Below are 14,643 nucleotides of genomic sequence, written 5' to 3' on the forward strand. Positions count from 1 at the left end.
GTTCCCTAATAGGGAACAGAAAGGAGGATATGGAAAACGAGTACCTAAATGCAGAAGAAGCGGCTCAGATTCTTCGATGCAGCACTCGCAAGATCGGAGAGCTTAGATCTGGAGGATTGCTCAAAGGTCTGCGGATCGGTAAAGCGTACATCTATCGAAAGCGAGACATTGACATGTTCTTTGATCTCTACGCTGGATACGATCTCGGCAATGCTTCGAAGATTCGGCTGGCGAAACAGATCCAGAACAAAAAGAGCGCCTAGCTTTGACGGCGGACGCTCAGGATGGCTTTGGTAAGCCATCTCCATTTTAGCAAACTAAATACCAAAAAGCCAAATTTTGCAGAAAAGGAGATTTATGAAAATTGACGAAATCATCGTAAAAGACAGGATCCGAAAGGATACCGGCGGAATGATGGAGCTGATCAATGACATCAAAGCGAACGGCCTCATCAATCCTGTGACGATCAACACGGATCATGTCCTTCTCGCTGGCTATCGCAGGCTGACAGCATGCAAGGCATTGGGAATGGAAGATATTCCGGTTCACATGGTATCAACCGAAAGCGAAGAACAGGACCTGAAGGTTGAAATCAGTGAGAACGAGATCCGAAAGGAATTCACCATGACGGAACGCCTGGACTATGCAAGACGGCTGCAGAGAATCGAAAGCATCAAGGCAGAGGAACGGATGAAGGCAGGGAAACAAGACCCCGTGCAGAATTCTGCACAGGGTAAGACCCGTGACAAAGTAGCCGAACAGGTGAACATGTCTCACGACACGCTCCGCAAGGCACAGGTTATTGCTGAGAACAAAGACAAGTTCGACCCGGAAGAATTCAAGGACTGGGATGACGGGAAGCTCAGCACGAACAAACTGTACACGCAGCTCAAGCAACAGAAATCAGCGCTTTCAAAAGAAAATCAAATGCTGAAAGAGGACCATCAGAGGCTCGAACAGCAAAACTCAAAGCTTAAGCATGAGCTTGAGCGTCAGCCGGTGAAGGAAGTAGTCCAGACCGTCGAGAAGCTGGTAACTCCGGATGACTACGAATTCCTGAAGAAGGACAACATCCGCTTATCAGAAGAACGGAAGCAGTATCTGGAAGAAGCTCGGAAGTGGGAACAGAAGTACAAGGAATCCGGAAAGATTGCACCAACACTCGACCAGAAAGCCACGAAGGATATTAACTGGCTGACGATGGGAATTATGGAATTTCTGAGATCCTATGGCGGCAAGGCATGGGGCATTTACCGCAAATCTGAGATTTGGAAAAACAGCACCGATGAATTGAAAGAACAATCTAAGAACCTTCTTGCATTCGCACAGAACCTTTACAGCATCGTGACAGACGGTGCAGAGGAGAAAAGATAATGACACAGATGAACCAGATCCAGCAGTCCGGTATGGACCAGCTGCAGAATATCGTCAATCAGACAGCAATTAATACTCGTTCCATCTCTCAGCAGTTAGGAATCATTGCTTCCGCAGTAACAGACCTGAAAGCGCATGCCGATCAGACCGATCAGAAGATTGAAGACATGGGGAATCGGATGACTGGATGGGAAGAGCGCGAACGCATTAATCGCGCGCAGCAGAGAAGAATGAAGCATGCAGTAGTCGAGAGAGTCAACCGCATTCTTGGAATCAAGGTAGTAAACGGAGTAGTAGCGAAGGAATCGCTGAAGATTGCAAAAACATACCGGAGCGCATTCATCCGGAGGTGTTATATCGATGCGAAGAACAAGTCCCGCATGGGGGAACCGTATTACGAAACGACAGTTCGTGATTACGAAGATGTCATGAAGTACATCGAGAGCTGGGTTCCTGAATGCTCGTATGACGGATACACCGGAACAAAAGCCTATATCAAGTATCTGAACGAAATGAGGAACGCGTGATGATCTACTGCAATTTATCTGATTACAGCAGGCAGACGAAGCTCGAGATCAAAGGAATGGAATCAGATATACGCGATGAGCTGTCAGCAATCATCGCCGAGCTGATTAAAACCGATGAGGGCAAGCATCTGGTACGCGACGCATTCGCGCAGGGCTTCGATCCTGAATGGGAAGAGAAGTACGACACCGAGATCCGGCAGTTCCCGGATCCGAATAGGAGAAGAGCATGAATACAGAAATCAGCGACAAAGAGGCAAAACTAATCATTGCCATGGCCATCATCATGATCCCGCTGGTCATTGACGCGACCATCCGGCTGATCCAGCTTGGAGGTACGTTCTGATATGGCCTTAACAGTTACTGGAATTGTACTCATGATCATTGCTTCTCTGCTCTATTACGTGACAGTCCAGGAAATCAGAAGACTCAATACCATGATCCGGACATCCTCCGACGTGGAGAAGCTGAACCTGGAAAAGCTATGGAAGAAAATCTCCTACATGGATAACGATCTGAGCAGGGCGAGGATCCTATCCAGCAACGCCGCAAGAAATGCAGATGAAGCACTGAAGAAAGTGACCGAAATGAACTTCGGAGACTACACCCCAAAGCACGGAAAGGAGCATGAATTATGAATAAGCAGGAACGAGCAGTATTGAAAGCCGCTATCGACAAATACGGCCCACAGAACCAACTTGCCATGGCTCAGGAAGAGTGTGCCGAGCTGATCCAGGCGATCAGCAAGCTCAATCGGGCTGGCAGCTCGGATCATCCAGGAAGAACAGCGAAAGCTGCAATGAACAATCTTATGGAAGAAACTGCAGATGTGGGGATCATGCTGGACCAGATCCGCATCATGTACCCATCCCATGCATACGACACGATCAGAGCGCAGAAGATCGCAAGACTGGAAAAGAGGATGAAAAAATGAGCTACGACTATCATGATTACAACTTGTTTGATGCAGCAGTAGAAGCCAAGCAGGAACAGGATAAAGAATCTGTTAAGATTACAAGCCTCGAACTTGAAAATGTGAAGCGCGTCAAGGCTGTAAAGATCGAACCGACGGAGAACGGATTGACCGTGATCGGGGGCAAAAACAATCAAGGAAAAACATCGATTCTGGATGCTATCACGTGGGCACTCGGCGGAGATAAGTACAAGCCATCTCAGCCTAAGCGTGAAGGGTCAATGGTGGATCCTCATATTCATATCCAGCTTTCAAACGGGATCCTGGTAGAGCGTTCCGGGAAAAACAGCACATTGAAAGTGACTGATACAACCGGAAGGAAAGCAGGACAGAAACTTCTTGATAGTTTCATCTCTTCATTTGCTCTGGATCTTCCGAAATTTATCAATTCAAGCGCAAAAGATAAGGCCAGCACATTGTTACAGATCATCGGAGTGGGTGATCAGCTGGCGGAATTCGATAACAAGGAAAGTGCTGCATATAATCGTCGCACTGAAATCGGAAGAATTGCAGATCAGAAAAAGAAATATGCCGATGAGATGCCGCAGTGGGATGGAGTTCCTGAAGAAATCGTCTCGGCGAGTGAACTAATTCAGAAACAGCAGGATATATTAGCGCGTAACGGTGAAAACCAGAGACAGCGCAATAATCTGGATGATCTCAAGAAACAGTGCAACGCTAAACGCTGGGAACTTGATCGGATCGACGATCAGATCAAAGAACTTCAGAAAAAGCGTGATGCGTTGATGGATGATCTGCAAGATCTGGATAACAAGATTGCAGAAGGTTCCAAAACCATTGAGCAACTGAAAGATGAATCTACAGTTGAACTGGAGGAGAACATTTCTCATATTGATTCGATCAATGCTAAAGTCCGGGACAATCTGAACAAACAGAAAGCAGAGGATGAAGCCTCCGAGTACCAGAGGCAGTATGACGCCCTGACAAAAGAGATTGAAACAGTCCGTGAGGATCGTATGAAGCTTCTGGATAATGCCAAAATGCCACTTCCTGGTCTTTCCGTTGATCACGGAGAGCTGACATATAAAGGCCAGAAATGGGATGGCATGTCTAGCTCTCAGCAAATGATCGTTGCCACTGCTATCGTTCGAGAGCTCAATCCGAAATGCGGATTTGTCCTGCTGGACAAGCTGGAGCAGATGGACGTTGACACAATGAATGAATTCGGAGCATGGCTCCAGAAAGAAGGTCTTCAGGCTATCGCCACCAGAGTAAGCACCGGCGATGAGTGCAGCATCTACATCGAGGATGGCTACAGCATCAAGAATGGCGTCAAAACAGCCGCTACAGAAGTCAAACCAGCTGAGCTGATAAAGACACCGGAGCCATCCGAAAAGCCCGCTCAGGCGGCTCAGAAATGGGGCTGGAAGGAAAAATAAATCATGTTTGAGATAAGCAGAGGAAAAATTGAAAAAGCCATGCGTGTATGCATCTACGGAATCGAGGGAATCGGAAAGAGTACATTCGCAAGCCAGTTTCCTGGAGCAGTGTTTATTGATACCGAAGGGTCCACAAATCAGATGGATGTTGCCAGATATCCTACTCCATCGACATGGGAGATGCTTCTCTCGGAGGTTGAGCAGACAATCAGCAATCCATCGGACATCGGCACTCTTGTAATTGACACCGTTGACTGGGCGCAGCAGCTCTGTGTTGTTTCTGTGTGCGAGAAGAATCAGGTCAAAGGAATTGAAGATTTCGGATACGGGAAAGGATATTCCTACGTCAAAGAAGAATTCGGACATCTCCTGAATCTGCTGAATGATCTGGTTGATAAAGGCGTAAATGTGGTTCTGGTTGCTCACTCTACCATCCGAACATTCACAAAGCCGGATGAAATGGGGCAGTATGACCGCTATGAGCTGAAATTGATTGACACTCCGAAGTGCAGCATTTCCGGCTTAGTTAAGGAATGGGCTGATGTTCTGCTATTTGCTAACTACGAAACATATATCACCGAGGATCCAAAGACAAAAAAGAAATATGCCTCGGGTAACCAGCGTGTCATGTACACCACGCATACAGCTGCTTGGGATGCAAAGAATCGTTTCGGAATGCCGGATAAACTCCCGTTTGAATTCAACTCAATCGCTCAGTTATTTGAGAAAAAACAGGAACCGGTAAAAGAAAACCAGACTGAGCAGAAACCTGCAGAACCTGTTCTGGATCTGAACAGCGGATGGATGCCAGTACCATACACTCAGGAAGAAGAAGCTGTGATGTCTCATCTGCCAAAAGAGCTTACTGATCTGATGAAAGCAGATAACGTACATCCTGAGGAACTGATGGCAGTCGTAGGGGATCAGGGGCACTTCCCGCGTGATATGCCGATTGACCAGTATGACAAGGATTATTATCTTGGGTTCCTTGTACCTAACTGGAAAGCAGTCATGAATAGCATCATTGAACAGCGAAATTTACCATTCTGAGGAGGAATAGAAAATGGAATACTATACGAACAATCAAAACATGCCGTCTGGCGGAGAACTGAATGATTCTGCTGTCTTCTCCGCAGCTGATCTTGGAGATTATGATCGAGGAAATTATGTTCTCCTTCCAGAAGGAGATTATGAGTTCACAATTGTGGATCTGAAGGAAAGCCGGCATCAGGATGTCGGTGGCAAAGTCGGAAACTGCAAACAGGTCAATCCGGTGTTCCGCGTTAAAAATCCGGAAGATGGATCCAATGTCGACATTGAAAACTTCAATCTCTACATGTGGAATTCACGCGGGTGCCTTGGCATGATTGCTCAGTATTATGATTCAATTGGCCTGCATAAGAAAGGGGATCCGATTCATTTCGACTGGACCAAGGATCATCACATCGGAAAGACCGGAAAACTCCAGATCAAGCATGAAAATTACAAAAAGAAAGACGGGACAGATGGGACTTCTATGAAGATTTCCAAGCTGTATCCGAAAGAAGAAACTGCATCCAATAACAATTGGGGGAGCTGGAAGAAATGACACAGCTCCGCCCATATCAGGAGGCGGCACGAGAAGCGATTGAAAATGAATGGGCCAGCGGAACGAAAAGGACTCTGCTGGTCCTTCCTACAGGTACAGGAAAGACAGTTGTTTTTTCCAAGATAGCAGAGGATCAGGTAAGAGCTGGAAACAGAGTTCTGATCCTCGCACACCGCGGGGAATTACTTGATCAGGCAGCTGACAAACTATACAAGATGACCGGCTTGAAATCATCGATTGAGAAGGCAGATCAGACGGCACTGGGGACATGGAATCGTGTCACAGTCGGATCCGTTCAGTCTCTGCAACGTGAAAACCGGCTTGATCGATTTGACCCGAACTACTATGGAACAATCATCATAGACGAAGCGCATCATGCAATTACAGATGGATATCGACGCATCATTGATCATTTCAGCGATGCAAATGTCCTGGGAGTTACTGCTACCCCGGATCGGGGAGACCAGCGTCACCTTGGAGAAGTGTTTGAATCCTTGGCTTATGAATACTCGATCGTCCAAGCAATCAAAGACGGATATCTTTGTAAGATCGTTGCGCAGACCGTTCCGCTGCAGCTGGATATGACAAGTCTGAAGACGCAGGCAGGAGACTATACACCTGGATCCATTGATACAGCTTTGGATCCGTACCTGGATCAGATCGCGGAAGAAATGAAGAAATATTGTCAGGACAGGAAAACAGTTGTGTTTCTACCTTTGATTGCCACCTCTCAGAAATTTCAAAATATTCTGAATTCAAAAGGATTTAAAGCTGCCGAAGTAAATGGGCAGTCTGATAACAGGGAACAGGTTCTGAAGGACTTTGCTGCTGGTAAATACAACGTAATTTGCAACAGCATGCTGCTGACGGAAGGCTGGGATTGCCCGGATGTCGATTGCGTTGTATGCCTGCGCCCTACGAAAGTTAGATCTCTCTATTGCCAGATGGTGGGAAGAGGCACACGAATCTGCAAAGGAAAAGAAAATCTTCTGATCCTAGATTTTCTGTGGATGACAGAAAAGCATGAACTTTGCCGACCGGCTGATATCATCTGCGCGAATGATGAAGTTTCGAAGCAGATGACTAAGAATCTGGAAGAAGCTGCAGGAGAAATGTTCGACATTGAAGAAGCCGAGCAGGAAGCTGCCACAGATGTTATGCAGCAGCGTGAAGCATCTCTGGCGAAACAGCTTGAAGCAATGCGGAAACGGAAGCGCAAGCTGGTGGACCCGCTGCAATTTGAAATGAGCATCCAGGCTGAAGATCTCGCGTCTTATGAGCCATCACTCGGATGGGAAATGGGACCGGTTACTCAGAAACAGCTTGAAGCTCTTGAGCGTTACGGAATATTCCCGGATGAAATCGAATGTGCAGGAAAAGCTGAACTGATTCTGCATAAGCTGGAGAAAAGACGGATGGAAGGACTGGCTACACCTAAGCAAATTCGTTTTCTGGAAAGCAGAGGATTCCAGCACGTCGGAACATGGCAATTTGATGCTGCTAATAAGATGATTAGTCGAATCAGCTATAACAACTGGCGTATTCCTGAAGGCGTCGTGCCCTCAACCTATACTCCTGGAGCAACCTTATGACAGATGAAAAGGAATTAAGAGCAGCGCTTGAATATATCAATCCAGCTTCTCTGTCATATGGAGATTGGATGCAGATTGGCATGGCCATCAAAGCAGCCGGTGCATCGTGCGAGCTATGGGATGAATGGAGCCGCAGAGACCCGGAACGTTACGATGGCGGATGCTTCAAAAAATGGGAATCATTCCAGAGCTCAGGAATCACGGAAAATACTTTGTTCAAGATGGCAATTGAGCGAGGATACAGTAATTCGTCCGGTGAGCACGGAAGAGAAATTCTGGACGATGAGATTGTAAATCTCTCAGACTATCAGTTTCTTGACCGAGACATGATCGACTCCAAAGAAGTCCCAGAGCCAGGTGCTAATTGGGATCAAATCGCAGACATCCGAAATTACATTTCTGCGGTATTCGAGCCAGATGATCATGTTTCCTACTGTACGTCCTGTTTCAAAGACGATAAAGGAAAGTATCATCCAGGGAAAAGAACTTATGACCGGACAGCCGGAAGACTTCTGGAAGAACTTGATTCCGCGCAGAAAATCGAAGACGTATTTTACGACTACGATCACGAATGCGGGGCATGGATTTCTTTCAATCCGATGGATGGGCAAGGCGGAAAAATCGGGAACATTACTGACTATCGGTATGCACTAGTAGAATCAGACACTAATGCAATCGACATGCAGTACGCAATCATGACAGAGCTTCAGCTTCCGATCGCCGCTCTGGTACACTCCGGAAACAAGTCGCTTCATGCGATTGTTCGTGTAGATGCCAACAATGAGAAAGAATACAGCCGTCATGTTGACTACCTATATAAAATCTGCAAGCAGAACGGTCTTGATGTGGATCCAAGCGCTAAGAACCCTAGCAGGCTATCACGAATGCCAGGATTCTGGCGAGGGAAAAAGAAGCAGTTCCTGATTGCAACGAATATCGGGCAGCCCTCCTGGGATGCATGGACGGAATACATCGAATCAATCAATGACGATCTGCCGGATCCTGAGAATCTTGCTTCAGAATGGAACGACATGCCGGATCTGGCGCAGCCATTGATTGAGGGCGTACTTCGTCAGGGACACAAGATGCTGCTTGCGGGCCCATCTAAGGCAGGAAAATCATTCTCTCTGATAGAACTATGCATCGCTATCGCAGAAGGCAGAAAATGGCTTTCATGGCAATGCGCTCAGGGGAAGATCTTATATGTCAATCTGGAGCTTGATCGGGCAAGCTGCCTGCACAGATTCAAGGATGTTTATGATGCACTGAATATTCCTCCGAATAACATCAAAAACATTGAGATCTGGAACCTTAGAGGAAAATCCGTGCCGCTGGACAAGCTGGCGCCGAAGCTGATCCGCAGAGCGTCGAAAGAAAACTTTATCGCAGTCGTGATCGACCCGATCTACAAAGTGATCACCGGAGATGAAAATTCTGCAGAGCAGATGGCCAAGTTCACGAACCAATTTGACAAAATTGCTACATCGCTGAACTGTTCCGTAATTTATTGCCACCACCACAGCAAAGGGGCTCAGGGAGGGAAGAGATCTATGGACCGTGCTTCCGGATCTGGAGTATTTGCCAGAGATCCGGATGCCATGATCGATATGATTGAGCTACCGTTGAATGACTCAGTGATTGATCGTCAGAAGAACATGGAAATCTGCAGAGCTCTCAGAAATCTGATTAAGAAGAATGCTCTTTCAGAATTTGAAAAGATACCACAAGAAGATCTATATAAGCGAAAGGAGATGATGCTGCACACGAGAAGGATCCTCGGAAACAGATATTCGGACAATCAGCTGCAGGATATCGTCCATGAAGCAGAAGCAAAAGCCGAGACAATGACAGCCTGGAGAATTGACATGACGCTGCGAGAGTTCCCGAAGCCTGCTGAGACGAACATCTGGTTCTCATATCCGATCCATGAAGTGGATCATACAGGAGCACTTGAAAATCTGGATCCTGAAGAAGATATGCCGATGTGGAAAAAAGGCAAGATGGCACAGAAGACTCCCGAAGAAAGACAGAACAAACGTCAGAATGAGTTCGAGATTGCGTTTGAGAATTTGTCACAAGAGCATGATCGGGTAACGGTAAAGATGATGTATGAATACATGAATGTTTCTGAGCGAACAATTTGGAACCGGCTTAAACAACTATCTGGAACATTCAGAACAGAGAAAGGAGAAGGAAGAAGCGCACCTATTTACATCTTTAAAAATGACGGAGTGCAAGAAGTGCAAAAGTCTTGAGTTTTGCACCTGAAGAAAAAGTCTATATATATATAGTATTTATTTGCACTCTATATTTGCACTCCATGAAGCTATGGTGTCAGGCTGTGCAACAAGGGAAGGGCTTAAGCTCCGCCCTTCCCCTTATTGACACGGCCGCCCAACACCTTAAAGAGATTTTCACACTTGGAAATAATATTATGAGAATGATATTGAACATGATTCCGCCTACTACGACGGCACAAGAGAAAAAAATAAATTTCAAAACAAAAAAGGTTTACTCAGCTCCTGCGGTAGTGGATGCTAAAGCGAAATACAGAGCTCATCTTGCAAAGTATCGGCCAGAGCATCCAATGACTGGGCCTCTTTCCATGATTGTTATCTGGTTCTTTCAAGCAGATGATAATCATCCCATAGGCTACTGCACTAATAAGCCTGATCTGGATAACGCTAATAAATTGCTTCAGGACGTTATGCAGGAACTTGGGTTTTTCGAAGACGATAAGCAGATTGTGAATCTTCATTTGTCGAAACGATATACCAATTCTCCTGGAGTGGTTATTTACTTGGATAATGCTGAGGTTTAATGAGTATGACAATGACTAATGCAGAATGGATAATCACACAGGGTTATAGCTTTGCCGATTTAGAAGTAAGAACAAAAGGCGATGTTGAATATGGAAAATGAAGCAAAAGACAGAATTCGTGTGTTAGAGATCAAAAATTCTGAGCTTTCCGAGAAACTTCGGATCGCTCAGGACATGAATCTCGAGCTTTGGAAGCTGTACCAGAAATCATCTAAGCGGCTCCATGTGCTGGAAAGTTTATTGGAGGAAAGATCATGACGAACTACGAAAAGATCATGAGCGAAATGACAGCCGAGAAGCTGGCGGTTCTGCTGTCTGAGAACTATCTCGACAATCCGTGCCAGTACTGCATGCGGTTCAACAAGCAGGACAGTGCATGCAGTGTCTGTGCAGATGGGATCGCAGAATGGCTGAAGGAGGAGGCAGAAGATGAACGGAAACATGTGCAGTAAAAAGGAAGATAATAAGCTGATCCTTGATATGACATGCGGGTCACGGACAATGTGGTTTGATAAAAATGAACCGCATACAGTCTATTGTGATAAGCGGAAAGAGACGCTTTATAACGTTTGGCGTTATGATAAATCAGAAAGAAAACTGATTGTTAATCCTGACATACAATGCGATTTCACGGATCTTCCGTTTAATGACAATTCATTTACTCTTGTTCTGTTCGATCCGCCGCATCTGATCCAGGCAAAAGAGACAGCGTGGCTGGTTAAGAAGTATGGAAAACTTGATGATTCATGGCCAGCAATGCTGCATGATGGCTTCGCAGAAGGGATGCGAGTATTAGCACCATACGGTACGCTTGTATTCAAATGGTCTGAGCATGACATTCCTGCTGATAAGGTGTGGAAGGCCATAGGACGAAAGCCTCTGTTTGGTACACATTCAGGGAAGAAAATGCAAACGTTTTTTGGAGTCTTCATGAAATTCGAGGATGTGGGATGGGAGACAAAGTGACAATGAATAAATATAACGAGATTGAAATTCAGACAGCAAAAGCACTACTGGAACACGGTTACAAGTGGATTGCAAGAGAGAAAGACTGCAAGATTTGGGCATATAAAAATAAGCCACATAGAGATAAGGACCAACTTTATTGTGCATGGGATTACAACGGAGACTATTTTCAGATCTGTACAAAACACGTTCCTATTTTCCTAAATGTTACATGTGCTGATAAAGAACCGGTCAGTCTTGAATCTATAGTTCATCCGCAGATTCTTGACGATGTGGAGCGGAAATACCTGTCAGCATTCATTAAGCCGTTCAGAGACAGAGTGAAGCATATTTGCAGAGTATGGTATATCACATCCAGTAGCGAATATCAGCGCATTTATATCACTTTGTCTGACGATAGTTACAACATAGATTTGCCTCTTTTCAAAAAAGAAACCATGTATAAGGGCATGAAAATCGGCAAAGCGTACACGCTTGAGGAGCTGGGGCTATGAGGTTGGCGGATGACAATTGAAGAGCTGGAAGAGCTGCGCTACCTGAATTCCGAGATCAGGGCTGTGCAGCAGGAAATCGAAGGCATGTACAACACATACAGATCCCCGGCATTTGAGAAGATCGGGCAGTCTCCACTGTCTCCTGGAGATCCTACTTCAGAAGCGGTGCAGAAGATCATGGATCTGCAAGCTAAGTACAACCGGATGCTGAACGACATGGCTGATCGGAGAGATCTGGTAAATGCCTGGCTTGTGTCTCTGGATAACGGCGAGATCAAGAGCATCATTCGGTGGCATTATCTTAACGGCAAGAGCTGGAAGCAGACATCAGGGCTTGTATACGGAGCGAACAGCTATTACAACGCCAGGAAGGCGCTGATGAGGTGGTTTGGAAAGGAAAAATAGGGATTGACGGGAAAAGAAAATTTAGTAACCCGTATGCAATTTGTTTGAAAAGGCATTTCACTGGACGCTATAATTCAATTGGAGCAGGAGGGCGTCATGACAGAGCAGAATTATGAATACGTTAGATACGGCATGAAATACCCAAATCTAATGAATAAAAAAGTTCAATACATTGTTCCAAAGACTTCAACTGTCTATGAGGCTTGGAGAAGAACTGGAAAGAATTTGAAAGAAGCAATGGATGAATATGGCAAACAAGTCGAAGCATCCCGTAGTAAAGAACGATAACAATGTTCCAGAAAGTAATACGCAGGCAACTCTTGTTGCTCAGCAATACACAGGGCCAATTCCAATGGCTTCTGAACTCGAGAAATACGAACAAGTATTGCCTGGTGCCGCTGACAGAATTCTTAAAATGGCGGAAAAGAATAACGAGAATGAGATTGATTTGAGAAATAAAACGTTGAAGTACCAGGCAAGAGATACACTGCTTGGAACAATATTTACTTTCTTTACTGTTTTCGCATTCCTTGCGGTTGGTGTGTACCTTGTATCAATAGGTAAAAACGTTTCCAGTTTAGGAGAATGGGTTTCTCTTATTGCAGGTGCTGGAACTATTGCTTCCAGTTTTCTTGAAATACACAGATTTCTTTTCCCAAAGAAAGACAAAAACGATAGCGAATGAAAAAGCGGTTGGCTATTTGCCTTCCGCTTTTCTGATGGTTTCTTCCATCGCCGCCCTGATCACTTCAGACTGTGAGACACCAAGCTTCTTGCAGGCTACTTTAAATTCATCGACGAATTCTGTCTTGTAGGATCCTCCTACCTGTTTCATGTTTTGTTTCTTCCAGTCGTTCTGATACTTGATCTGGTTAAACTCTCCGGATGCTTTTCTTGACATTTTACTTCTTCCTAACGGAACTAATAAGACTTATTACGGCAAGAACTAGCGCAGTAATTGAGATGATAAGCGTGATCCAGTTAATTGTGTTCATTGAATTATTCCTCCTTCACTGATAATATGTAAATGTATTCGAAGCAGAGGAGCTTTCGCTCCTCATGCTGGTTAGCTCTTCTTAGATGATTTCAGCAGAACTATCGCGGTGGCTAGCTGGATAATTGCTGTGGTCATCTCAAGCAGGGCTTTTAATATGTTCGGGTCCATTGCTTGCATTCCTCCTTTCTTTACATTGATATTATAGCATACTCACTATAATATGCAATAGATTTCCGCATATTTATGCGGTTTTCCGAGCTTTCTTTAATCTCGTCCAAATTGTCCAAATTGGTTCTGCTATATTGATATCGTGAAGAACGGCGGTCAGAAAGATGGCTGCCGTTTTTCGTGAGACCGGGGCCTCCTTCTTCTTAATTGCCAAAATGCCGCTGGCTGGCATCTGTTCATATTCCCGGTCTCTTTTTGGAGTTAACGACTATGGACGACATCGACAGAGATCATGACCTATCTCACATGACACAAGCTCAATACCTGGAAGAGATCAGGCATATTCAGCAGCTCGCTACATGTCCGTGTACAGAGTGTGAGAGCCGGTGCTGGTCCACGGATGAAATAACTGACTGCGATCTTTACCGCCGATGGTGGGATAAGCAGAATGGGATCATACGGTAATGGGGCAGGGTAAATACAAGCGAAATCGTCCTGACAAAGACGGGCACTTCCGTGCAGCATTTGACAAGAACAAGAAGATTATCTATGCGACGCAGACAGTGTGTGCGATCTGTGGAAAGCCCGTCGATTTCTCACTGAAGTTTCCGGATCCAATGTCACCGACGAGTGGAACTGCGGAATCCTTCGCCAGTGGGGGATCAAGTACATGAAGGACACCAGCACATGATATACGACTACAAGATCGTGAACTGCGACAAAGCCATCGAGATCCTGCAGAAGATGAAGCAGGAGAAAGAGACATGCTGCTGCAAGCATGGCAGCTATGAAGCCATTGCACTCGGCTACGCGATCGCAGTGCTGGAGAAGCTGCCGGACGTGCGTGATGAATCGTGAAGAGTTCTACAGCTCCACCAGATGGAAGAAGCTGCGGGAGTCAGTGCTCAGGCGTGACCGGTATCAGTCTGTACTGAGCAGGAGGTACTCACCGATCGCCAAGCCTGCGCAGGTAGTGCATCACATCTTCCCGCGTGAGTGGTGGCCTGAGTTCCAGTGGAGTACGTGGAACCTGATCAGCATCACACTGAAGGAACACCAGGAACTTCACGGAGACAATGGCGAGCTGACGCGGAAGGGTGTAGACTTACTCAAAAGGACAGCACAGAAGCAGTGCATCGACGCTGACGAACAGCTGGCGCTGCATCCTGATGCAGTCACTCATCACTCCGGCGCGGATCGTCGTCGAGATCTTCCGAGATATGGAACAAAGCACGGAAGGATCTGAGGGGATGCCCCCCCGGGGTCAAAATCATTTTTAAAGCATCGAACTCACTGCCGAGGGTTCCGTTTTCCCTCTCCAGCGGGTTTTTTTAAGAAAAA

The 14,643-nt window shown here is 45.8% G+C and carries 22 protein-coding genes; 21 read left to right on the forward strand and 1 reads right to left on the reverse strand.

The window, feature by feature from the left end:
* The first annotated feature begins 29 nt into the window (after positions 1-29).
* The 19 genes from C7E00_RS04020 to C7E00_RS04100 all read left to right on the forward strand — a co-directional run bounded on the left by C7E00_RS04020 (position 30) and on the right by C7E00_RS04100 (position 12,822).
* A complete protein-coding gene (locus C7E00_RS04020) occupies positions 30-263 on the forward strand; it encodes a helix-turn-helix domain-containing protein (RefSeq protein WP_105303076.1) in 234 nt (77 codons plus the stop codon).
* 94 nt (positions 264-357) lie between these two features.
* Positions 358-1,374 (forward strand): ParB/RepB/Spo0J family partition protein, encoded by a 1,017-nt coding sequence (locus C7E00_RS04025; RefSeq protein ID WP_105303077.1) that lies wholly within the window; start codon positions 358-360, stop codon positions 1,372-1,374.
* Entirely contained in the window at positions 1,374-1,901 is a 528-nt protein-coding gene (locus C7E00_RS04030; RefSeq protein ID WP_105303078.1) for an ORF6C domain-containing protein, read from the forward strand. Before C7E00_RS04025 ends, C7E00_RS04030 begins: the two co-directional genes overlap by 1 nt.
* Positions 1,901-2,131: a hypothetical protein gene (locus tag C7E00_RS04035; protein ID WP_105303079.1), complete on the forward strand. Its 231-nt coding sequence runs from the start codon at positions 1,901-1,903 to the stop codon at positions 2,129-2,131. Before C7E00_RS04030 ends, C7E00_RS04035 begins: the two co-directional genes overlap by 1 nt.
* A gap of 114 nt (positions 2,132-2,245) precedes the next feature.
* On the forward strand, positions 2,246-2,536 hold the full coding sequence (locus tag C7E00_RS04040) for a hypothetical protein (RefSeq protein WP_105303080.1): 291 nt from the start codon (positions 2,246-2,248) through the stop codon (positions 2,534-2,536).
* Positions 2,533-2,832 carry a nucleoside triphosphate pyrophosphohydrolase family protein gene (locus tag C7E00_RS04045; protein ID WP_105303081.1) on the forward strand — a complete coding sequence of 100 codons (300 nt, stop codon included), beginning with the start codon at positions 2,533-2,535 and terminating at the stop codon, positions 2,830-2,832. Before C7E00_RS04040 ends, C7E00_RS04045 begins: the two co-directional genes overlap by 4 nt.
* A complete protein-coding gene (locus tag C7E00_RS04050; protein WP_105303082.1) occupies positions 2,829-4,271 on the forward strand; it encodes an AAA family ATPase in 1,443 nt (480 codons plus the stop codon). The genes C7E00_RS04045 and C7E00_RS04050 overlap by 4 nt, the downstream gene beginning before the upstream one ends.
* A gap of 3 nt (positions 4,272-4,274) precedes the next feature.
* The gene (locus C7E00_RS04055) at positions 4,275-5,321 is read left to right on the forward strand and encodes an ATP-binding protein (RefSeq protein WP_105302673.1); all 1,047 of its coding nucleotides are present in this window, start codon (positions 4,275-4,277) and stop codon (positions 5,319-5,321) included.
* 13 nt (positions 5,322-5,334) lie between these two features.
* Complete coding sequence (locus C7E00_RS04060; protein WP_105302674.1) at positions 5,335-5,859, forward strand: hypothetical protein; 525 nt, start codon at positions 5,335-5,337, stop codon at positions 5,857-5,859.
* Positions 5,856-7,451 (forward strand): DEAD/DEAH box helicase, encoded by a 1,596-nt coding sequence (locus C7E00_RS04065; RefSeq protein ID WP_105302675.1) that lies wholly within the window; start codon positions 5,856-5,858, stop codon positions 7,449-7,451. Before C7E00_RS04060 ends, C7E00_RS04065 begins: the two co-directional genes overlap by 4 nt.
* Positions 7,448-9,706 carry an AAA family ATPase gene (locus tag C7E00_RS04070; RefSeq protein WP_105303083.1) on the forward strand — a complete coding sequence of 753 codons (2,259 nt, stop codon included), beginning with the start codon at positions 7,448-7,450 and terminating at the stop codon, positions 9,704-9,706. The genes C7E00_RS04065 and C7E00_RS04070 overlap by 4 nt, the downstream gene beginning before the upstream one ends.
* Complete coding sequence (locus tag C7E00_RS04075) at positions 9,703-10,272, forward strand: RusA family crossover junction endodeoxyribonuclease (RefSeq protein WP_105303084.1); 570 nt, start codon at positions 9,703-9,705, stop codon at positions 10,270-10,272. The genes C7E00_RS04070 and C7E00_RS04075 overlap by 4 nt, the downstream gene beginning before the upstream one ends.
* 90 nt (positions 10,273-10,362) lie before the next feature.
* Complete coding sequence (locus tag C7E00_RS16125) at positions 10,363-10,530, forward strand: hypothetical protein (protein ID WP_167836452.1); 168 nt, start codon at positions 10,363-10,365, stop codon at positions 10,528-10,530.
* A complete protein-coding gene (locus C7E00_RS04080; RefSeq protein ID WP_105303085.1) occupies positions 10,527-10,724 on the forward strand; it encodes a hypothetical protein in 198 nt (65 codons plus the stop codon). The genes C7E00_RS16125 and C7E00_RS04080 overlap by 4 nt, the downstream gene beginning before the upstream one ends.
* Positions 10,702-11,238, forward strand: a complete 537-nt coding sequence (locus C7E00_RS04085; protein ID WP_239928529.1) for a class I SAM-dependent methyltransferase — start codon at positions 10,702-10,704, stop codon at positions 11,236-11,238. The genes C7E00_RS04080 and C7E00_RS04085 overlap by 23 nt, the downstream gene beginning before the upstream one ends.
* The gene (locus C7E00_RS04090; protein WP_105303086.1) at positions 11,223-11,732 is read left to right on the forward strand and encodes a hypothetical protein; all 510 of its coding nucleotides are present in this window, start codon (positions 11,223-11,225) and stop codon (positions 11,730-11,732) included. The genes C7E00_RS04085 and C7E00_RS04090 overlap by 16 nt, the downstream gene beginning before the upstream one ends.
* A 9-nt stretch (positions 11,733-11,741) precedes the next feature.
* A complete protein-coding gene (locus C7E00_RS04095; RefSeq protein WP_105303087.1) occupies positions 11,742-12,137 on the forward strand; it encodes a hypothetical protein in 396 nt (131 codons plus the stop codon).
* Between the two features lie 96 nt (positions 12,138-12,233).
* Positions 12,234-12,425, forward strand: a complete 192-nt coding sequence (locus tag C7E00_RS15975) for a hypothetical protein (RefSeq protein WP_135358154.1) — start codon at positions 12,234-12,236, stop codon at positions 12,423-12,425.
* Positions 12,385-12,822, forward strand: a complete 438-nt coding sequence (locus tag C7E00_RS04100; RefSeq protein WP_204378558.1) for a DUF2335 domain-containing protein — start codon at positions 12,385-12,387, stop codon at positions 12,820-12,822. Before C7E00_RS15975 ends, C7E00_RS04100 begins: the two co-directional genes overlap by 41 nt.
* A gap of 12 nt (positions 12,823-12,834) precedes the next feature.
* Here C7E00_RS04100 and C7E00_RS04105 read toward each other — a convergent pair whose 3' ends face one another.
* Positions 12,835-13,038 (reverse strand): hypothetical protein, encoded by a 204-nt coding sequence (locus tag C7E00_RS04105; protein WP_105303089.1) that lies wholly within the window; start codon positions 13,036-13,038, stop codon positions 12,835-12,837.
* Between the two features lie 951 nt (positions 13,039-13,989).
* Here C7E00_RS04105 and C7E00_RS16130 point away from each other — a divergent pair.
* Together C7E00_RS16130 and C7E00_RS04115 are read left to right on the forward strand one after the other, a co-directional pair.
* Positions 13,990-14,160 (forward strand): FmdB family zinc ribbon protein, encoded by a 171-nt coding sequence (locus C7E00_RS16130; RefSeq protein ID WP_167836453.1) that lies wholly within the window; start codon positions 13,990-13,992, stop codon positions 14,158-14,160.
* A complete protein-coding gene (locus C7E00_RS04115; protein WP_105303090.1) occupies positions 14,150-14,548 on the forward strand; it encodes a hypothetical protein in 399 nt (132 codons plus the stop codon). Before C7E00_RS16130 ends, C7E00_RS04115 begins: the two co-directional genes overlap by 11 nt.
* Positions 14,549-14,643: the final 95 nt, after the last annotated feature.

Source organism: Anaerolactibacter massiliensis, from assembly GCF_900290205.1.
Lineage (GTDB): Bacteria > Bacillota_I > Bacilli_A > Erysipelotrichales > Erysipelotrichaceae > Bulleidia > Bulleidia intestinalis.